Here is a 19,534-nt window from a genome sequence, read left to right as displayed (position 1 = left end):
GACGGCACCCCCCGAATTCTCCGGGGGGTGCCGTCGTGCCTGGCAGAGGCATCCCTGATCATTGCTCCGGCGCGAGATCGCGCGTCGGTGGATCGATCTGGGAGAAGGCCGCCGTGGCGGAGATCAATCACTTCGAGTACGGGTGGATCACCCCCGCGCTCAGCTACGCGCTGTCGGTGCTGGGCTCTGCCCTGGGCCTGATCTGCGCGATCCGGATCCGCACCGCGGGCAGCGCGGGCCAGCGCGCCTGGTGGGGAACCATGGCGGCCTGGGCCATCGGCGGCACCGCCATCTGGACCATGCACTTCATGGCGATGCTCGGCTTCGCCGTCGAGGGCACCCGGATCCGGTACGACGTGCCGATCACCGTGGCCAGCGCGATGATCGCGGTGATCGCGGTCGGCATCGGCCTGGCCATCGTCGGCACCGGGCGGTTCTCCGCCGTGCGGCTGCTCGCCGGGGGTCTGTTCACGGGCGCGGGGGTCGCCGCGATGCACTACACCGGCATGGCCGCCATGCGGCTCAACGGCCGGATCGACTACGACACCACGCGGGTCGTGCTGTCGGTCGTGATCGCGGTGGTCGCGGCCACGGTGGCGCTGTGGCTGGCGATGACCGTCCGCCGGGGGCTGGCGATCGTCGGCTCGGCGCTGCTGATGGGCGTCGCCGTCAACGGCATGCACTTCACCGGGATGAGCGCCATGTCGGTGCATCCGCACGCCGGGCAGGGCGAGGTGTCCGGCGCCGGCGTCAGCACCCTGCTCGTGCCGATCATCCTCGCGGTGGTGTTCGGCGTGGTCGGGCTGGTCTACGCCCTGCTGGCCGCCCCCACCGCCGAGGACCGGGCCGCCGCCGCGTACTTCGACAACCTGCGGGGCCAGGAAGCGGCCGAGCCGGCGCCCGCGGCGCCGGACCCGGTGGGGCTGCGGGCCCGGTCCACACTCGGCCAACCGGGCACCCCGTTCCCGTCCCGCCGGGGCGACCCGCCGCGCTGAACCGTCCAGCGGGTCGCCGCCGCCCGGCCGGGCCCGGCCGGGCGGGCGGCGTCAGGACCGCTGGGCGAGGGCGTCGACGAGGCGGCGTGCCGAGCCCGCCAGGTTCCACTCGCCGGCCAGCTCCAGCAGCCGGTCGGGATCGGCCGGTGCGGTCGGCAGCTCGGTGCCCAGCTCGGGCAGCGGCACGTCGAGGGCGACCCGGACCACCTGCGGCGCGACGGCCAGGTAGTCACGCGCGGCGGTGAGCTTGGTGCGCAGCCCGGGGGCGAAGCCGGAGCCCGGCTCGTCCAGGGCGGCCAGGATGCCCGCGATGTCGCCGTACCGCTCGACGAGCCGGGCGGCCGTCTTCTCGCCCACGCCCGCCACGCCGGGCAGTCCGTCGCTGGGATCGCCCCGCAGGGCGGCGAAGTCGGCGTAGCGGTCCGCCGGAACCCCGTAGCGGGCGCGCACCGCGGCGTCGTCGCAGTCGTCCAGCTTGGCCACGCCCCGCCCCACGTAGAGCAGGCGCACGGGGCGTGCGTCGTCGACGAGCTGGAACAGGTCCCGGTCGCCGGAGACCACCTCGACCGGCGCCGGCTGGGTCACCGAGAGGGTGCCGAGCACGTCGTCGGCCTCGTAGCCGGCCGCGCCGACGTGGGCGATCCCGACGGCGTCGAGCACCTCCAGGATCAGCGGGACCTGCGGGCTGAGGGTGTCGGGCACCACCTCGCCGCCCTCGGGGGCCACCCGGTGCGCCTTGTAGGACGGCAGCAGCGCCACCCGCCAGTCGGGCCGCCAGTCGTGGTCCATCGCGCAGACCATCCGGTCGGGCCGGCGGGTGCGGATCAGGCTCGCCAGCATGTCGAGGAAGCCGCGCACCGCGTTGACGGGGCTGCCGTCGGCGGCCCGGGCCGCCGACTCGGGTATGCCGAAGTAGGCCCGGAAGTAGAGACTGGGCGCGTCGATGAGCAGGATCGGGGGTCGCTGTGCCACGCCCGACAGCCTGGCACATGCCACCGACGATCAGGGGGCACGGCGCGGCCGGTCAGGGGCGTTCGTGGTCGCGGTGCAGCGTCTCGCGGCGGACCACGTACTGCAGGCCGTAGCTGGCGAGCAGCAGCACGATCGCGACCGCCACCTCGATCCAGGCCGCCGTGCCGTCGGCGACGGTCAGGCCGACGGCCAGCAGCACCAGGCCCGCCACGGCGAGGATGCCCGCCCAGAGCAGCCGGCGGCGTCGGGTCGCGGCGCGCTCCCGGTCCGTCGTTGCCACGGGGGTCGGTCCTCTCCGTCGGCGACCGTACGAGCCGAGCCTATCGGCGCGTACGGTCGCTGGCGGCGGAACCGGGCTGCGGGCCCGCCGCTGCGCGGCGCAGACTTACCGGTGTGACGTTCGTTGCGGGTTTGACGCTCGGCCGCCGGTTCCACGACGAGGTGCTCGCCCCGATCCTGCGCCGTCGCCTTCCCGGCCTGCGCTACGCGGCCGGCCTGCTCGACGGCGGCTCGGAGCTGCTCGGTCTGGACACCCCCCGCTCCACCGACCACGACTGGGGGCCGCGTGGGCAGCTCTTCGTCGCCGCGTCCGACGCGGCGACGATCCCGGACCTGCGCGCGGCGCTGGACGCCGACCTGCCGGCGGAGTTCCTCGGCTGGCCCACCCGCTTCACCGGGGAGGGCCGCCTGGGGGTCGCGGACCCGGCGGGCAGCCGCCACGGCGTGACGATCGACGAGCTGGGCGGCTGGTGGCGCGAGCGGCTGGGCTTCGACCCGGCCGCCGGCGTCACGACGGCGGACTGGCTGGCCACGCCGACGCAGCGGCTGGCCGAGGTGACCGGCGGCGAGGTGTTCCACGACGGCCTCGACGGCGCGCTCACCGGGGCCCGGGCGGCGCTGGCGTGGTACCCGGACGACGTGTGGCGGCACGTGCTCGCCGCCGCGTGGACGCGCGTCGCCCAGGCCGAGCACCTGCCCGGCCGCTGCGCCGAGACCGGCGACGACCTCGGCAGCCGGGTGGTCACCGCGGGGCTGGCCCGGGACCTGATGCGGCTCGGCCTGCTGCTGCACCGCCGCTGGCCCCCGTACGACAAGTGGCTGGGCACGCTGTTCGCCCGGCTGCCCGACGCGGCGCCCCTGGTCGCGGCCCTGGCCGACGCGCTCGGCCCGGGCGACTGGCGCCGGCGGGAGGACGCGCTGGTCAGGGCGCTGGAGGCCCTCGCCGCCCGGACCGACGACACCGGCCTGGCGGCCCCGGTGCGCGCCCGGCCCCGGCCGTTCCACGGACGGCCGTTCCTGGTCCTGGACGCCGGTCGGGTCGCCGCCGCGCTGCGCGCCGCCATCACCGATCCGGCGCTGCGCGCACGCGCGCCGCTCGGCGCGGTCGACCAGTACGTCGACAGCGTGGACGTGCTGACCCACGCGCACCGTGCCCGCCGGCTCGCCAACGCGCTGCCAACGGTCGCGCACGGACCGGGCTGACGCCGGGCGGGCCGGTCCGGGCCGAAGGGAGGCAGCGCGGACCGAAGACCGGTGGCGGCCGGCGCGCCGGGCCGGCGGCGGACGGTGCCCGGGGCGGCCGGGCCGACGTGCGACTGATGCCCGGGGGAGGGGGCGACCGGCGCGCGGGCCCCGCCCCGCCGAGGCGGTGACGGGGCCCCGTGCCGCTCAGGCGGGCAGTCGCCAGACCTGGTTGGCGCCGCCGAAGCAGTCCCAGATCTGCAGCCGGGTGCCGTCGGCGGAGCTGTTGCCGGTGGCGTCGAGGCACCTGTTGGACGCCGGGTTGCGCAGCGTGCCGTTGGACTGGGCCTGCCAGACCTGCGCGCCGGTGCCGTTGCAGTCCCACAGCTGCACCTTGGCGCCGTTGGCGGTGGAGGCGCTGGTCACGTCGGCGCACTTGCCGAGGGCGCGCAGGGTGCCGTCGGTGCCCACCGTCCAGGTCTGGGCGTTGGTGCCGTTGCACGTGTAGAGCTGCACGGCGGTGCCGTTGGCGGTGCCGGCGGCGGCCACGTCGACACACTTGCCGCCGATCCCGGTGATCGGGCCGGTACGCCCGACGGGCGGCGGGGTGGTGCCGCCGGTGGCGGTGTCGTAGATCGCGCTGACCAGGGAGGTGGCCCCGGTGGTGTCCTGGCTCAGTTCCCAGTTCATCATGCCGCCGGCGTTGGCCATGGCCCACTGGGTCTTGCGCTTCACCGTCGGGATGCCGTTGTAGCACTGCTGGGTCCCGCCGACCGTGGTGCAGTCGCGGTTGGCGTTGGCCGGGTCCATGGCGACCAGCGAGGCGTAGGTGTGGTAGCCGGGCCGGCTGTAGAACGGCACGCCCAGCACCGCCTTGCGGGCGGGCAGGCCCCGGGACTTCCAGAAGTTGACGGCGTTGATCGACCAGTCGTAGTTGGCGTGCGGGCTGCCGCCGTCGTACGCCATGATGTTGAGCCAGTCCACGTGGCCGAACACGGCCGGCTGCACGCCCTCGGCGTACCAGCCCTCGGAGACGACGGCGGCGGTGAGCAGCTTGCCCCGGCTGTGCAGGGCACCGGCCAGCTGCTGCATCAGCGCGGTGTAGTTGGTCGCCGAGGCGCCCGGGTCCGGGTACTCCCAGTCCATGTCGACGCCGTCGAGGTTGTACTGGTTGACGAAGTTGACGACGTTGTTGACGAAGGTCGTGCGGGTGCCGGCGTTGGCGGCGAGCGCCTCGAAGGCGGAGTCGTCGCCGTTGTTCCAGCCGCCGATCGCGATCGACACCTTGACATTGCTGGCGTGACCTCGGGACACCAGTTGGGAGAGCTTGGCGGGGTTCTCCACCGGGCGGAGGCTGCCGTCGCCGTTGGGCAGCACGAACGCGTAGTTGACGTGGGTCAGCTTGGCGTACTGCACCGCGTTGACGTCGCCGGTCCAGGACGGCAGGTAGCCGACGCTGCGGAAGCCGTTGGGCAGCACGGCGGCCTGCGCGGGGGCGGGGGCCAGGGTGAGGGTGGTGGCCGCGGTGGCCAGCGTGAGCAGGCCGGCGGCGAGGGCCGACCTGAGGCGGGACAGCGATGAGGGCATCGGGGGCCTTCCCGTGGGCGGGCGGTGGCGGCCGTGCCGCCCGCGTCGGCGGCGCCGGGTGCGGGCGTACGGGTGGGGACGGGTGGACATCCTCGAGGCAGCCAAATCCTAAGGAGTGTTAACTGTCGCGTCAACGACGATGTTCGATGGATTGACGGGCGCTCCCCTCCCGCCGGGCGGGCTGGGTCCACGCCCCGAACGACCGTTAAGCTGACCGGGTGGGAATCGACGAGCTGTATCCGCCCCGGCGGCTGGCCGAGGCCCGGCGCGCCACCGCCGCGGCGGGCCTGGACGCGCTGCTGCTGACCCCGGGCTCCGATCTGCGCTACCTGACCGGCTACGACGCGCACGAGGGGGAGCGGCTCACCTGCCTGGTGCTGCCCGCGCAGGGCGAGCCCACCCTGATCGTGCCCACCCTGGAGCGGCCGGCCGCCGAGGCGTCCCCGGCACCGGCCACCGGCGTACGCATCGTCGACCACGCCGACGGCACGGACCCGTACCCGCTGCTCGTCGCCGCGCTCGGCGGGCCGGTGGCGACGGTCGGCCTGGCCGACCGGATGTGGGCCGAGCAGGTCCTGGCCCTGCGCGCGGCGCTGCCCGGCGCCACCCAGCGGCTGGCCTCCGAGGTGCTGCGCGAGATGCGCCTGCGCAAGTCCCCGGCCGAGGTCGCGGCGCTGGCCGAGGCGGGCGCGGCGATCGACGCGGTGCACGAGCGGATGGGGGAGTGGCTGCGGCCGGGACGCACCGAGGCGGAGGTGGGCACCGACATCGCCGCGGCGATCCGGACCGCCGGCCACGTCAGCGTGGACTTCGTGATCGTCGCCGCCGGCCCGAACGCGGCCAGCCCGCACCACGGCACCTCCGACCGCCCGATCGGCGCCGGCGAACCCGTCGTCGTGGACATCGGCGGGACGATGCCGTCGGGCTACCGCTCCGACTGCACCCGCACCTACGTCGCGGGCGGCCGGGCACCCGCCGAGTTCGTCGACTACTACGCGGTGCTGCACGCCGCCCAGCGGGCCGCGGTGGCCGCGGTCCGCCCCGGGGTCACCGCCTCCGACGTCGACGCGGCGGCCCGGGAGCCGATCGCCGCCGCCGGGTTCGGCGCGGCGTTCCTGCACCGCACCGGCCACGGCATCGGCCTGGACGGCCACGAGGATCCCTACGTGGTGGCCGGCAACGCCCGCCCCCTGGAGCCGGGGATGGCGTTCTCCGTCGAACCGGGCATCTACCTGGCGGGCCGGCACGGCGCCCGCATCGAGGACATCGTCGTCTGCGCCACGGACGGCGTGCAACGGCTCAACACCACCCCCACGGAGCTCATCGCGCTATGACTGTCGACCGGATCCTTCCCACCGACGAGGCCCATGACCTGCTGGAACTCGCCACCGAGCTCGCCGACCGGGAGCTGGCGCCGCGGACCGCCGGGTTCGAGGAGCGCGCCGAGTTCCCCCGCGAGGTGCTGCGCACCCTCGGGCGGGCCGGCCTGCTCGGCCTGCCCTACGCCGAGGAGCACGGCGGCGCCGCCCAGCCCTACGAGGTCTACCTCCAGGTGCTGGAGATCCTGGCCAGCCGCTGGCTCGCGGTCGCCGAGGCGGTCAGCGTGCACACCCTGTCCTGCTACCCCCTGGCCCAGTTCGGCACGGACGAGCAGCGCAAGCTGCTGCCCGACATGATCGGCGGGGAGCTGCTCGGGGCGTACTGCCTGTCGGAGCCGCAGGGCGGGTCGGACGCCGCCGCGCTGACCACGAAGGCCGTGCGCGACGGTGACGACTACGTGGTCGACGGCACCAAGGCGTGGATCACCCACGCGCAGGTGGCGGACTTCTACGACATCTTCTGCCGCACCGGCGGCCACGGCCCGAAGGGCATCTCCTGCCTGCTGGCCGACCGCGCCACGCCCGGCATCGCCCCGCAGGCGGCCGAGCGGACGATGGGGCTGCGCTCCTCCCCGGTGGCGCAGATCGCCTTCGACTCGGCCCGGGTGCCGGCCGAGCGGCTGATCGGCGGCGAGGGGGCGGGCTTCACCATCGCCATGTCCGCCCTCGACTCGGGGCGCCTCGGCATCGCCGCCTGCGCGGTCGGGCTGGCCCAGGCGGCGCTGGACTACGCGGTCGGCTACGCCCGGGAGCGCCAGCAGTTCGGCAGGGCGATCATCGACTTCCAGGGACTGGGTTTCACGCTCGCCGACCTGGCCACCCAGATCTCCGCGGCCCGGGCGTTGACGCTGGCCGCGGCCCGGCTGCGCGACGCCGGCCGGCCGTACTCGATCGAGGCGGCGAAGGCGAAGCTCTTCGCCACCGACGTGGCGATGCGGGTGACCACCGACGCGGTGCAGGTGCTCGGCGGGGCCGGCTACGTGGCCGACCACCCGGTGGAGCGGTACATGCGCGAGGCCAAGGTGCTCCAGATCGTCGAGGGCACCAACCAGATCCAGCGGCTGGTCATCTCCCGGGCGCTGGCGAGGGGCTGACGGGCGCCGCCCCGCCGGCGCGGCACGTGTGCCGCGTCGCGTCGGCGGGCCGCGTCGTCGCCGCGACGGCGTTTTCCCGGTAGGTTGCACGCCGTGGAGGAGATCGACCGCGCCATCATCGCCGCGCTGACCGCTGACGGTCGGCTGTCGTACACGGATCTGGCGGAGAAGGTGGGCCTGTCGGTCTCCGCCGTGCACCAACGGGTGCGCCGGCTGGAGCAGCGTGGCGTGATCAAGGGGTACGCCGCCCGGGTCTCCTTCGAGGCCCTCGACCTGCCGCTGACCGCGTTCGTGGCGATCCGGCCGTTCGACCCGTCGCAGCCCGACGACGCGCCGGAGCGGCTGGCCCACCTGCCCGAGATCGACTCGTGCTACTCGGTGGCGGGGGAGGACTTCTACCTCCTGCTGGTGCGGGTGGCCAGCCCCGCCGACCTGGAGCGGCTGCTCCAGGAGATCCGTACGGCGGCGAACGTGACCACCCGCACGACCGTGGTGCTGTCGACGCCGTACGAGAACCGGCCGCCGAAGATCAGTGCCGAGCCCCAGACTCGGCTGCGGTCGCGGGCGTCGGGGGAGCCGGCTGGTTCCAACGCAGGATGACCCGCCGGCCGTGCTCGTGGCCGAGCACGCTGACCGTGGCGGTGTCCAGGCGCAGCAGCCCCCCGGCCGACGGGGGCAGGCCGACCCAGCGGGCGCCGAGCACGCGCAGGCTGTGGGCGTGCCCGACGAGGGCGACGGTGCCCCGGTCGAGCAGTGGACCGACCCGGGCGAGCACCCGGTCGAGGCGCTCGCCGACCTGGTTCGGGGACTCCCCGCCGGGGCAGCCGTCGGCCCAGATGGACCAGCTCGGGTGGTCGTCGCGGATGTCGGCGGTGGTGCGTCCCTCGTACTCGCCGTAGTTCCACTCGGCCAGGTCGTCGGCCGTGCCGCTGACCGTGAGGCCGGCGAGCCGCGCGGTGTGCAGCGCCCGGGCGCGGGGGCTGGTCAGGACCGCGGCGAAGCGCCGGCCGGCGAGGAAGCGGCCGAGGGCGCGGGCCTGCCGCTCGCCGTCGGGGGTGAGCTGGAGGTCGGTGTACGAGGTGTGCCGGCGGCTGGCGCTCCAGGTGGTCTCGCCGTGCCGGATCAGCAGAAGCTCTCCCATCGCTCCAGTCAACCAGACGGCCTCTCCCCACCGTTCACCTAGCATCCTAGGATGCCTTAGCGGGTGTGCGGTGCTGCACACCACCCGCCGGACGTTTCCAACGGTGAGGTGAGGGCACCCGGGCAGGCGAGGCCGGGGGAGACCCGGTCCGTGCGGAGGAGGCGACATGGGCTTCACCGACAAGGCGAAGAACAAGGCCGGCCAGCTGGCCGGCGCCGCCAGGAAGCGGCTCGGCGGCGCCGCCGGCAACGAGCGGATGCGCGGCGAGGGTGCCGCCCAGCAGAGCGACGCGCGTGCCCGGCAGGCCGGCGAGCACCTCAAGGACGCCGGCGGAGACGTGAAGGACGCCTTCACGAGGTGACCCACGGGCGATGGGGCGGCCCCGGCGGGTGGCCACGTCGCCGGGTGGCACTGCCGGGCCGGGTGGGCCCGGAAACGCGTCACCCCCGGGCCGGTGCCGGCTCCGGGGGTGACGGTGTGGTGGTGGTCAGTCGTTGCGGTGCGCGGCCCACCACTGCTGCCCGGTGTCGGGCAGGGTGTCGATCGGGTCGTAGTAGGCGTGGCGCTTGTTGAGCGCCTCGGCGTCGGCGGACTCGATGGAGGTGCGGTAGTTCTTCGTCCAGTACGAGATGCCGCGGTCGCGGTCGTACTCGGTGAGCATGTGCACCCAGCGCTTGCCGACGAACGGGACGTCGCAGACGATGCGCGGGGTGGCGTAGCCGGGCAGGTAGCCCATGATGTCGTGCTGGAGCTGCTGGGCGTGCCAGACGGGGACCCGCCAGTGCTCGGCGTTGGGGATCATGTCGCACATGTAGAAGTAGTACGGCAGGATGCCCGCCTCGCCCTGGAGGGCGAAGCAGAGGTCGAGCAGGTCGGGGGCGGTGGCGTTGACGCCGCGCATGAGCACGCCCTGGTTGCGCACGTCGCGTACGCCGACGTCGAGGGCGGTCTGGGCGGCCCGGGCGACCAGCGGGGTGAGCGACTGGGCGTGGTTGACGTGGGTGTGGATGGCGAGGTTGACGCCGCGGCGGGCGGCGGTGCGGGCGACGCGTTCGAGGCCCTCGACGACGTCGGGCTGGAGCCAGTGCTGGGGTAGGCCCATGAGGGCCTTGGTGGCGAGCCGGATGTCGCGGATGGTCTCGATCTCCAGCAGCCGCATCAGGTACGACTCGAGGTTCTTCCACGGGACGTTGGCCACGTCGCCGCCGGAGACGACGACGTCACGGACGCCGGGGTGGGCCTTGAGGTAGCCGATGTGGGCGTCGTAGCGGTCGACGGGCTTGAGGGTCAGCTTGAGCTTGTCGACGGCGGGGGTGGAGTTGCCGACGAGGTCCATGCGGGTGCAGTGCCCGCAGTACTGGGGGCAGGTGGAGAGCAGCTCGGCGAGGACCTTGGTGGGGTAGCGGTGGGTGAGGCCCTCGGCGACCCACATGTCGTGTTCGTGCAGGGAGTCGCGGCTGGCGTACGGGTGGGAGGGCCAGTCGGTGCGCCGGTCGGAGGCGACGGGGATCATGTAGCGCCGGATGGGGTCGGCGAGGAACGCCTCGGTGGTCATCGGGGCGAACGGGACCATGGTGTTGATCATCTGCGGCGGCACCAGCATGGACATGGTGGCCAGGGCCTTCTGGTCGGCCTCGAGGTCGGCGTAGAAGGTCTCGTCGACCGCGTCGCCGAGGACGGTGCGCAGCTGCTTGATGTTCTTGACGCAGTTGACGCGCTGCCACTGTGCGTTCTCCCACTGGTCGCGGGTGACGTGGCGCCAGCCGGGGAAGCGGGTCCAGTCGGGTTCGACGAGGGGCGCGCGGCGGTATTCGTAGGGCTGTCCGGCGGTGGGGACCGCGACCGGCGCCGGGCGGGGCGGGGACAGGGTCTCCGCCGGTTGGGTCTGGGTCACGGCCCCTCCTCAATGTGGTGCGGTTGGTCAGCGATCCCGAAGGCTACTGGAAAATATTCGGTGAAGAAATTAGTCTGCCGTAAGTTTTCCCGCTACGCGAGCCCTGGTCGGGGCTTCGAGCGGCGTGACAGGGGAGGTCGGCGTGACGTCACCGGTGGGTCTGCACCGCGTTGTCGAACCGGCGGGGGTGCTGCCGCAGGCCGCGTGGCGGCTGGACGCGAGCCTGGAGATCGCGCCGAACGAGGTGCGGATCCGGGTGGAGCGGTTGAACCTGGACGCGGCGAGCTTCCGGCAGCTGTGGGAGAAGCACGGTGGGGACGGCGACGCGGTCCGCGCCGAGGTGCTTCAGATCGTGTCCGCCCGGGGCAAGATGCAGAACCCGGTGACCGGGTCGGGCGGGATGCTGATCGGCACGGTGGAGGAGGCGGGGCGGCGGTCCCCGCTGGGGCTGCGGGCGGGGCAGCGGGTGGCGACCCTGGTGTCGCTGACGTTGACGCCGCTGACGATCCTCGACGGGTTGGCCCGCTGGGACGGGCGCAGCGAGCAGGTGCCGTGTGACGGGTACGCGATCCTGTTCGCCCGGTCGATCGCGGCGGTGCTGCCGGCGGATCTCGATCCGCAGCTGTCCCTGGCGGTGCTGGACGTGTGCGGGGCGCCGGCGCTGACGGCGCGGGTGGTGTCGCGGTACGTGGCGGAGCGGGAGCGGGCGGGGGACCCGACGCCGGTGCGGGTGGCGGTGATCGGTGGCGCGGGCAAGAGCGGGTCGCTGTCGCTGGCGGCGGCGCGGCGGGCGGGTGCCGCCCGTACGGTCGGGGTGGTGCCGGTCGTGGCGGAGCGTGACGCGCTGGCGGCGGTGGGTCTGGCGGACGCGGTGGCGTTGGCCGACGCCCGGGATCCGGTGGCGTTGTCGACGGCGGTGACGACGGCGTTGGAGGCGCCGGCGGACGTGACGGTGGTCTGCGTGGACGTGCCGGGTTGTGAGCACGGTGCGGTGCTGGCGACGGCGGATGGCGGCACGGTGGTGTTCTTCTCGATGGCGACGAGTTTCGCGGCGGCGGCGTTGGGGGCGGAGGGCCTGGCGGCGGACGTGACGATGCTGGTCGGCAACGGGTACGTGCCGGGGCACGCGGAGTTCGCGTTGGGTCTGCTGCGTTCGGAGTCGGGGGTGCGGGCGTTGTTCGAGGCGCGTCTGGCGGCAGACTGATGGTCATGACGAACCCCTCGACTCTGTACCGCGGCGGGACGCTGCACTGCCCGGCCGATCCGAGCGCGACGGCTCTGCTGGTCACCGACGGCCGGATCTCCTGGTTGGGGGTGGACGCGGATGCGCCGGCCGCCGGGCGGGTGGTGGATCTGGACGGGGCGTTGGTGACGCCGGCGTTCGTCGACGCGCACGTGCATGCGACGGACACGGGGTTGGCGTTGTCGGGGCTGGACCTGTCGGGGGTGCGGTCGGCGGGGGAGTTGCTGGACGCGGTGGCGGGGTTCGCGGCGGGGTTGCCGTCGGACGCGGTGGTGCTGGGGCACGGCTGGGACGAGTCGAGCTGGCCGGTGGCGGAGCTGCCGGACGCGGTGGTGCTGGACCGGGCGGCCGGTGGTCGGCGGGTCTATCTGTCGCAGGCGTCGATCCATTCGGCGCTGGTGTCGGCGGCGTTGCTGGCGGCGTGTCCGCAGGTGGTGTCGGCGGCGGGGTATGACGCGTCGGGGTGGTTGCGGCGGGACGCGCACCACGTGGTGCGGGCGGCGGCCTTCGCGTCGGTGACGCGGGCGCAGCGGGTGGCGGCGCAGCGGGCGGCGTTGGCGCACGCGGCGTCGCTGGGTATCGCGGCGGTGCACGAGTGCGGTGGTCCGGAGATCTCCGACGAGGAGGACTTCACGGGTCTGTTGGCGATGTCGGGTGACGGTGTGGCGGAGGTGTACGGGTACTGGGGTGAGCTGCTGGGTGCGGCGCGGGCCCGGGAGTTGGGTGCGGTGGGGGCCGGGGGTGATCTGTTCGCCGACGGGGCGTTGGGGTCGCGTACGGCGCACGTGTCGCGTGACTACCTGGACGGTGACGGGGGTTGCGGGCACGGCTATCTGAGTGCGGAGCAGGTGCGGGAGCATCTGTTGGACTGTGCGGCGCACGGTGTGCAGGGTGGCTTCCACGCGATCGGTGACGCGGCGATCTCGACGGTGTTGGAGGGTTTCGCGGGGGCGGCGGAGAAGCTGGGTACGGACCGGGTGCGGGCGGCGCGGCACCGCATCGAGCACGCGGAGATCATGAACAAGCGGCTGATCGCGGGGTTCGTGGAGTACGGGATCGTGGCGAGCATGCAGCCGGCGTTCGACCGGTTGTGGGGTGGCGCGGGTCGGATGTACGAGTCGCGGCTGGGTTTGCAGCGGTCGTTGGAGTCGAATCCGATGGGGGCGATGCACGGCGTCGGGGTGGCGTTGGCGTTCGGGTCGGATTCGCCGGTGACGCCGCTGGATCCGTGGGGTTCGGTGCGGGCGGCGGTGTGGCACCACAGCCCGACGCAGCGGATGAGTGTGCGGGCGGCGTTCGCGGCGCACACCCGTGGCGGGTGGCGGGCGGTGCGGATGGACCACGAGGGTGTGCTGGCGTTGGGGGCGCCGGCGACGTTCGCGGTGTGGTCGACGCCGGCGGGGGTGGACCGGGGGTTGCCGGTGTTGTTGGCGGCGGATGTGGAGGCGCGTGGTCCGCTGGACCCGACGCCGCTGCCGGTGTGTCGGCGCACGGTGTTGCGCGGTGACGTGATCTATGAGGAAGGGTCTTCGTGAGCGAGCGAACCATCGGTACGGCAAGGGGGGCGCGTGGCGCTGTCGCCGGGCGGATCGGGGTGACGGTGTGACGGGCAAGCTTGATCTGGATCCGCGGCTGGTGGCGCGGGCGCGGGAGTTGGCGCGCCGGGCGGGGCAGCCGGTGGTGGATCTGGCGCGCAGCCACACGACGGTGTCGGTGGAGCGTGCGGTGTTGCGGCTGGCCGGGGTGAGCGGTGCCGATCCGGACGGGATTCCGTGGGTGAACCGGCTCGTGGACGCGGTGGTCGCGGACGTGGGATTGGGGCACGGGGTGGCGTTGCCGGTGTTCGACGCGCTGGCCCGGGAGCAGCTCGGTGACGTGACGTTGCTGGCGCAGAAGGCGGCGGCCGGGTCGGTGCGGTTCGAGGTGCCGACGAGGAAGGCGGCCACGGCGGCGCGGAAGGCGGCGCGCAGGGCGGTGGGTGCGGGGATCCGGGCGATCGACCGGCGGCGGGCGGAGCGGGACCGGCTGGTGAAGCGGTTCGGGGATCCGAGGCAGCGGCCGTGGATCTATCTGATCGTGGCGACGGGGGACATCTACGAGGACATTCCGCAGGCGCAGGCGGCGGCGCGGGCGGGTGCGGACGTCATCGCGGTGATCCGGTCGACGGGGCAGTCGTTGCTGGACTACGTGCCGGAGGGGGCGACGCGGGAGGGCTTCGCGGGCACGTACGCGACGCAGGAGAACTTCCGGTTGATGCGGGCGGCGCTGGACGAGTCGTCGCGGGAGTTGGGCCGGTACGTGCGGCTGACGAACTACGCGTCGGGTCTGTGCATGCCGGAGATGGCGACGTTGGCCGGCCTGGAGCGGCTGGACATGATGTTGAACGACTCGATGTACGGGATCCTGTTCCGTGACATCAATCCGATCCGGACGTTCGTGGACCAGCGGTTCTCGCGTCAGGTGCACGCGCGGGCGGGGATCATCATCAACACCGGTGAGGACAACTACCTGACCACCGCGGACGCGGTGGACGAGGCGCACACGGTGACGGTGTCGCAGTTGCTCAACGAGTTCTTCGCGCACGAGGCGGGGTTGGCGGACTGGCAGTTGGGGTTGGGGCACGCGTTCGAGATCAACCCTGATGTGCCGGAGTCGTTGCGGTTGGAGTTGGCGCACGCGTTGCTGGCGCGAGAGTTGTTCCCGGACGCGCCGTTGAAGTGGATGCCGCCGACCAAGCACATGACCGGCGACGTGTTCCGGGGCAACCTGTTGGACGGGTTCTTCAATCTGGTGGGGACGGTGACCGGTCAGGGGATCCTGCTGGTGGGGATGATGACCGAGGCGGTGGTGACGCCGTGGTTGTCGGATCGGGACATCGCTCTGCAGAACGTGCGGTACGTGCTGGGTGCGGCCGGTGGGTTGCACGAGGACTTCGTGCCGGCGCCGGGCGGGTTCATCCAGCAGCGGGCCAACCGGGTGCTGGGTGAGGCGGTCGAGCTGCTGGAGCGCATCGGTGAGCAGTCGCTGTTGACGGCGATCGCCGAGGGCACGTTCGGGATCATGAAGCGGCCGGCGGACCGGGGCAAGGGCCTGGCGGGGGTGGCCGCGCACGAGGCGGGCTACTTCAATCCGGCCGCGGAGATCCTGGAGGCGCCGGCGGTGGCGGGTGGAGAGGTGGCACGGGCGTGAGCGCCGTCGAGGCCGGCGGGGACGCCGGGAAGAGGATCGTGCGGCCGTACGGGGACACGACGGGCGACGGCATGGTGCAGGTGTCGTTCACGTTGCCGGTGTCGCACGACAAGCGGGCCGAGGGCGCGGCGGTGCAGTTGGCGAACAAGATGGGCATCGATCCTGCGATGCTGGTGCACGCCAAGCCGATGAGCGACGGGTTCACGTTCTTCGTGGTGTACGGGCGGGTGAACCATCTGGTGGACCTGTCGGCGGTGCAGGTGGTGGAGCGTGACTTTCCGCTGCTGAGCGCCAAGGAGGTCAACGCGGTGGTGAAGCGGCGGTTGCGGCGCAAGTTGTCGGTGGTGGGGGCGTGCATCGGCACGGACGCGCACACGGTCGGCATCGACGCGATCCTCAACGTCAAGGGCATCGCCGGGGAGAAGGGCCTGGAGTACTACCGGGAGTTGAAGGTCACGAACCTGGGTGCGCAGGTGAGCGTGCCGGAGTTGGTGGAGGCGGCGCGGGTGGAGCGCGCGGACGCGGTGCTGGTGTCGCAGGTGGTGACGCAGCGCGACGCGCATCTGCACAACACGCGGGAGATGTCGGCGGCGTTCCGGGAGGCGATGCCGGCGGGGCGTCGGCCGTTGCTGATCGTGGGTGGGCCGCGTTTCGACGAGTCGATGGCCGGCGAGTTGGGCGTGGATCGGATCTTCGGCCGGGGGACCACCCCGGGTGAGGTGGCGAGTTTCCTGGTGCATGCGTTGACCACGGACAAGAGGGCGAAGGCATGAGTGATTCCCGGGTGGGTCTGACGGTCGTGCACCGACGGTATGTGCCGTATTCGCACGCCCACTACGCCGGCAACCTGGTCGACGGGGCGTACGCGTTGGGGTTGTTCGGGGACGTGGCCACGGAGGTGTGTATCCGGACCGACGGTGACGAGGGGCTGTTCGCGTCGTACTCGGACGTGCAGTTCCGGTCGGCGATGCGGGCGGGCGACGTGTTGGAGGTGACGGCGACGGTGACCCGGGTGGGTACGCGCAGCCGCACGATCGACTTCGCCGCGAGGGTGGTGTGCCGGGGTCGTTCGGATCGGGGTGAGTCGGCCGCGGAGGTGCTCGACGAGCCGATCGTGGCGGTCACCGCGACCGGCACGGTGGTCGTTCCGCCGGTGGCGTGAGGTACGCGGTCTGCGCCGACGTCGGGTCCACGTACACGAAGGTGGCGGTGGTGGATCTCGACGCGGGCGCGTTGGTGTCGTCGGCGTCGGCGCCGACGACGGTGGGTACGGATGTGCTGCACGGCCTGGACGCGGCGGTGGCGGCGGCCACCGCCGGCCTGGCGGTGGGTCGGGTGCCGTGGTACGTGTGCTCGTCGGCCGGGGGTGGGTTGCGCCTGGCGGTCGTGGGCTACGAGCGGCTGGTGACCGCGCAGGCGGGCCGGCGGGTGGGTCTGTCGGCGGGCGCGGACGTGGTGCACGTGGCGGCGGGTCGGCTCGGTGCGGCGGAGCTGGCCGGGTTGCGGGCGGCCCGCCCGGACGTGGTGCTGCTGGTCGGCGGCACCGACGGCGGTGACGCCGAGACGTTGACGCACAACGCGACTCGGCTGGCGAGGGCGCGTTGGCGGGTGCCGGTGGTGTTGGCCGGCAACGTCGACGTCCGCGACGATCTGCACGCGGTGCTGGCGGGGGCGCGGGTGCCGGTGACGGTGGCCGACAACGTGCTGCCGCGCATCGGGGTGTTGGCGCCGGCGTCGGCGCGGGCGGCGATCCGGGAGGTGTTCCTGCGGCACGTGATCGGTGGGAAGCGGCTGTCGCGGGGGTCGCGGTTCGCGCGGCTGGTGCGGGCGGCCACCCCCGACGCGGTGCTGATCGGCGTGGAGGTGCTGGCCGACACGCTGGGTGGTGATCTGGTGGTGGTGGACGTGGGTGGCGCCACCACGGACGTGTATTCGGTGCTCACGCCGGACGAGCGGGCCACCGGGCCGGGGCGGGAGGTGGCGGGGTCGCTGTGGCGGGCCCGTACCGTCGAGGGGGACCTGGGCATGCGGTGGAGCGCGCCGGGGGTGGTGCGGGCGGCCGTCGAGGAGCGGTTGCTGACCGACGCGCAGCGCGACGACCTGGCGGCGGGGGCGGCGGTGCGCGCCGGCGATCCGGGGTTCCTGCCGGCGGGGGACGCGGAGCGTGCGGTGGACGCGCGGATCGCGGCCCTGGCGGCGACGGTGGCGTTGCGGCGGCACGCCCGGGGGGCGGCCACGGGTGAGCGGGCCGGGCGGGACCTGCGTGACGTGCGGCTGCTGGTGGGCTCCGGTGGGGTGTTGCGGCACGCCGCGCCGGCGGACGCGGCGGGTGTGCTGGGTGCGGTGCTGGCCGACCACGCCGGTGGGTGGCCGCTGCCGCGCGCGGCGCGGCCGGTGGTCGACGTCGACTACGTGCTGGCCGCCGGTGGGTTGCTGGCGGCCGAGCATCCGGAGGCGGCGGGGGCGTTGCTGCGCCGGCACCTCGCCACGGATTGAGACTCGCCGACGCGACACGCCGTGGTGCATCACACGACAGGCCCGGGTGGGTTGACAGCGGCGGGGGTCCACGCCGTACCGTCTTTGAGTCCTACTACGGGAAGCGGCTGTTGTTCGCTTCGTCCCTTCGTCCGCTGGCCGAGCGACATGTGAGCAGTGCGTCGCGGCGGCCAGGTCCAGCGGGCGGGGGTCGGCGGGGCGGCGCGAACCGGCCGCGGTTACCGGTGTACGGGCAGGGTGAGGTGCACGGCCAGTAGACAACGGCCAGGCGGGGGCAGCCAGTCCGCGTCGGGTCGGTCCGAAGGTCGGCGCAGCTCATTCTCGCCCCACCGGCCGGGAAGGGCCTGGGAGCATCGGGGCGCGGCGCGAGCCGCGCCCCGATTTGTGTCCGCGGCTTCCCTTGCGCCGGTGTGTGGCCCGGTGGGGCGGCATCCGGCCGGCGGGTAGCCTTCGGCCCGTGATCGTGGGGATGGGGCCGGCGCCGACCGGGGACGACAGCGGACCGCCTGCCGGGCGGGCGCTGCCGTTGCCGGTGGCCGCGGCGATGGCGGTGGTGGCCGGGCTGGCGTTGCTGGCGGCGTTCCCGCCGTACGGGCTGTGGCCGCTCGCGCCGCTGGGGGTGGCGTTGCTGGCCGCGGCGACGCACCGCCGCCGTGTACGCGCGGGCGCCGGGTTGGGTCTGCTGACCGGGGTGGCGTTGTTCGCGCCGCTGCTGAGCTGGACGAACCTGCACACCGGCTACCTGCCGTGGGTGTTGCTGTCGCTGTTGCAGGCCGGCTACCTGGCGCTGCTGGGCGCGGCGGGCGCGTACGCCTCGCCGCTGGTCGAGCGGGTGCGGTGGAGTTGGCCGGCGGTGACCGGGGTGTTGTGGGTGGGGCAGGAGGCGCTGCGTGACCGCACCCCGTTCGGCGGGTTCCCGTGGGGGCGGCTGGCGTTCAGCCAGGACGGCTCGCCGCTGCTGCGGCTGGCCGCGTGGGGTGGCGCGCCGCTGGTGACGTTCGCGGTGGCGCTGACCGGTGGGCTGCTGGTCGCGGCGCTGTGGCGGCCGTGGGGCGGGCGGCGGCGCTGGTGGGTGCCGGTGGCCGGGTTGGCCGCCGCGGCGGTCGCGGTGCCCGTGGTGGGGCTGCTGGTGCCGGTGTCCGGTGCGGGGGGCGGCGGCGCGGTGACGGTGGCGATCGTGCAGGGCAACGTGCCCCGGCTGGGGTTGGACTTCAACGCCCAGCGGCAGGCGGTGCTGAACAATCACGTCGACGCCACGATCGAGCTGGCCGGGCAGGTGTCCGCCGGTGTGCGGCCCCGCCCCGACCTGGTGGTGTGGCCGGAGAACTCCAGCGACATCGACCCGCTGCGCGACACCGACGCCGGGGCGCGCATCTCGCAGGCCGCCGACGCGGTCGGCGCCCCGATCCTGGTCGGTGCGGTGCTGCGCGGCCCGGGGGAGGGGCAGGTGCGCAACGCGGGGATTCTGTGGCGGCCCGGCAGCGGCCCGGACCTGGAGCAGCTGTACACCAAGCGGCACCCGGTGCCGTTCGCCGAGTACGTGCCGATGCGCGATCTGGCCCGGATGATCAGCAAGCAGGTCGACCGGGTACGCGCCGACTTCGTGCCGGGCAGCGAGCCGGGGGTGCTGCGTACGGGGGCGGCGGTGCTCGGCGACGTGATCTGTTTCGAGGTCGCCTACGACGAGGTGGTACGCGACACCGTCACGGGCGGGGCGCAGCTGCTGGTGGTGCAGACCAACAACGCCACGTTCGACGTGGCCGAGGCGCGCCAGCAGTTGGCCATGGTGCGGCTGCGGGCGGTCGAGCACGGCCGGCCGGCGTTGATGGCCTCCACGGTGGGGGTGTCCGGGTTCGTTGCCCCGGACGGGCGGGTAAGCGACGCCACCGGGTTCAACACCCGAGCGGTCGTGGTGCGGCAGCTGCGACTGGACGACGGGCGCACCCTGGCCACCCGGGTCGGGTTGTGGCCGGAGGTGGCGCTGGCCACCCTGGCCGTGGCGGCCCTGGTGGGCGCGGGCGTGCTGCGTCGCCGGCCGCACGCCGGGTGACACCAGCCGGTACGCCGGCGGAGGGGGAGCGAC

Annotated in this window: 17 protein-coding genes and 1 pseudogene; 13 read left to right on the top strand and 5 right to left on the bottom strand. The window is 73.7% G+C overall.

What is annotated here, in order from left to right; genetic code table 11:
• Window positions 1–113: 113 nt before the first annotated feature.
• Window positions 114–995 carry an MHYT domain-containing protein gene (locus ACFHW0_RS20340; protein ID WP_416609829.1) on the top strand — a complete coding sequence of 294 codons (882 nt, stop codon included), beginning with the start codon at window positions 114–116 and terminating at the stop codon, window positions 993–995.
• 51 nt (window positions 996–1,046) lie between these two features.
• Here the strand turns inward: ACFHW0_RS20340 and ACFHW0_RS20335 are convergent, their stop codons facing one another.
• Together ACFHW0_RS20335 and ACFHW0_RS20330 are read right to left on the bottom strand one after the other, a co-directional pair.
• Window positions 1,047–1,967: a 5'-3' exonuclease gene (locus tag ACFHW0_RS20335; protein WP_416609827.1), complete on the bottom strand. Its 921-nt coding sequence runs from the start codon at window positions 1,965–1,967 to the stop codon at window positions 1,047–1,049.
• Between the two features lie 52 nt (window positions 1,968–2,019).
• Window positions 2,020–2,247: a hypothetical protein gene (locus ACFHW0_RS20330; RefSeq protein WP_416609826.1), complete on the bottom strand. Its 228-nt coding sequence runs from the start codon at window positions 2,245–2,247 to the stop codon at window positions 2,020–2,022.
• 113 nt (window positions 2,248–2,360) lie between these two features.
• Between ACFHW0_RS20330 and ACFHW0_RS20325 the strand changes: the two genes are divergently transcribed.
• Window positions 2,361–3,449, top strand: coding sequence for a DUF4037 domain-containing protein (locus ACFHW0_RS20325; RefSeq protein WP_416609824.1), 1,089 nt, complete (start codon window positions 2,361–2,363; stop codon window positions 3,447–3,449).
• A 186-nt stretch (window positions 3,450–3,635) separates the two neighbouring features.
• Here ACFHW0_RS20325 and ACFHW0_RS20320 read toward each other — a convergent pair whose 3' ends face one another.
• Complete coding sequence (locus ACFHW0_RS20320; protein ID WP_416609822.1) at window positions 3,636–5,015, bottom strand: glycosyl hydrolase family 18 protein; 1,380 nt, start codon at window positions 5,013–5,015, stop codon at window positions 3,636–3,638.
• A gap of 218 nt (window positions 5,016–5,233) precedes the next feature.
• Here ACFHW0_RS20320 and ACFHW0_RS20315 point away from each other — a divergent pair, with 218 nt between their 5' ends.
• The 3 genes from ACFHW0_RS20315 (at window position 5,234) to ACFHW0_RS20305 (ending at window position 8,088) form a co-directional block, all read left to right on the top strand.
• Window positions 5,234–6,349, top strand: a complete 1,116-nt coding sequence (locus ACFHW0_RS20315; RefSeq protein WP_416609821.1) for a M24 family metallopeptidase — start codon at window positions 5,234–5,236, stop codon at window positions 6,347–6,349.
• On the top strand, window positions 6,346–7,488 hold the full coding sequence (locus tag ACFHW0_RS20310; protein WP_416609819.1) for an acyl-CoA dehydrogenase family protein: 1,143 nt from the start codon (window positions 6,346–6,348) through the stop codon (window positions 7,486–7,488). The genes ACFHW0_RS20315 and ACFHW0_RS20310 overlap by 4 nt, the downstream gene beginning before the upstream one ends.
• Window positions 7,489–7,581: 93 nt before the next feature.
• A complete protein-coding gene (locus ACFHW0_RS20305) occupies window positions 7,582–8,088 on the top strand; it encodes an Lrp/AsnC family transcriptional regulator (protein ID WP_416609817.1) in 507 nt (168 codons plus the stop codon).
• Here the strand turns inward: ACFHW0_RS20305 and ACFHW0_RS20300 are convergent.
• Window positions 8,018–8,629: a histidine phosphatase family protein gene (locus tag ACFHW0_RS20300; RefSeq protein WP_416609815.1), complete on the bottom strand. Its 612-nt coding sequence runs from the start codon at window positions 8,627–8,629 to the stop codon at window positions 8,018–8,020. The two genes, ACFHW0_RS20305 and ACFHW0_RS20300, sit on opposite strands and share 71 nt — an antisense overlap.
• A 166-nt stretch (window positions 8,630–8,795) precedes the next feature.
• Between ACFHW0_RS20300 and ACFHW0_RS20295 the strand changes: the two genes are divergently transcribed.
• Window positions 8,796–8,990: a CsbD family protein gene (locus ACFHW0_RS20295; RefSeq protein ID WP_416609813.1), complete on the top strand. Its 195-nt coding sequence runs from the start codon at window positions 8,796–8,798 to the stop codon at window positions 8,988–8,990.
• A gap of 126 nt (window positions 8,991–9,116) precedes the next feature.
• Here the strand turns inward: ACFHW0_RS20295 and ACFHW0_RS20290 are convergent, their stop codons facing one another.
• Window positions 9,117–10,523, bottom strand: coding sequence for a KamA family radical SAM protein (locus ACFHW0_RS20290; RefSeq protein ID WP_416609811.1), 1,407 nt, complete (start codon window positions 10,521–10,523; stop codon window positions 9,117–9,119).
• Window positions 10,524–10,677: 154 nt separating this feature from the next.
• Between ACFHW0_RS20290 and ACFHW0_RS20285 the strand changes: the two genes are divergently transcribed.
• The 7 genes and pseudogenes from ACFHW0_RS20285 to lnt form a co-directional block, all read left to right on the top strand.
• Complete coding sequence (locus tag ACFHW0_RS20285) at window positions 10,678–11,727, top strand: zinc-binding alcohol dehydrogenase (RefSeq protein WP_416609847.1); 1,050 nt, start codon at window positions 10,678–10,680, stop codon at window positions 11,725–11,727.
• Between the two features lie 5 nt (window positions 11,728–11,732).
• Window positions 11,733–13,301 carry an amidohydrolase gene (locus ACFHW0_RS20280; RefSeq protein ID WP_416609809.1) on the top strand — a complete coding sequence of 523 codons (1,569 nt, stop codon included), beginning with the start codon at window positions 11,733–11,735 and terminating at the stop codon, window positions 13,299–13,301.
• Window positions 13,302–13,368: 67 nt separating this feature from the next.
• Entirely contained in the window at window positions 13,369–14,955 is a 1,587-nt protein-coding gene (locus ACFHW0_RS20275) for a lysine 5,6-aminomutase subunit alpha (RefSeq protein WP_416609807.1), read from the top strand.
• A complete protein-coding gene (locus tag ACFHW0_RS20270; RefSeq protein WP_416609805.1) occupies window positions 14,952–15,728 on the top strand; it encodes an OAM dimerization domain-containing protein in 777 nt (258 codons plus the stop codon). The genes ACFHW0_RS20275 and ACFHW0_RS20270 overlap by 4 nt, the downstream gene beginning before the upstream one ends.
• A complete protein-coding gene (locus ACFHW0_RS20265) occupies window positions 15,725–16,117 on the top strand; it encodes a hotdog domain-containing protein (protein WP_416609804.1) in 393 nt (130 codons plus the stop codon). Before ACFHW0_RS20270 ends, ACFHW0_RS20265 begins: the two co-directional genes overlap by 4 nt.
• Window positions 16,114–17,451: a glutamate mutase L gene (locus tag ACFHW0_RS20260; RefSeq protein WP_416609802.1), complete on the top strand. Its 1,338-nt coding sequence runs from the start codon at window positions 16,114–16,116 to the stop codon at window positions 17,449–17,451. The genes ACFHW0_RS20265 and ACFHW0_RS20260 overlap by 4 nt, the downstream gene beginning before the upstream one ends.
• 469 nt (window positions 17,452–17,920) lie before the next feature.
• Window positions 17,921–19,527 (top strand): annotated as a pseudogene (lnt, locus tag ACFHW0_RS20255) (apolipoprotein N-acyltransferase); the annotation flags it as partial.
• Between the last annotated feature and the right edge of the window lie 7 nt (window positions 19,528–19,534).

It is taken from the genome of Micromonospora sp. LOL_025 (assembly GCF_048060285.1).
Lineage (GTDB): Bacteria > Actinomycetota > Actinomycetes > Mycobacteriales > Micromonosporaceae > Micromonospora.
This window is presented reverse-complemented; position numbering and strand designations above follow the sequence as displayed.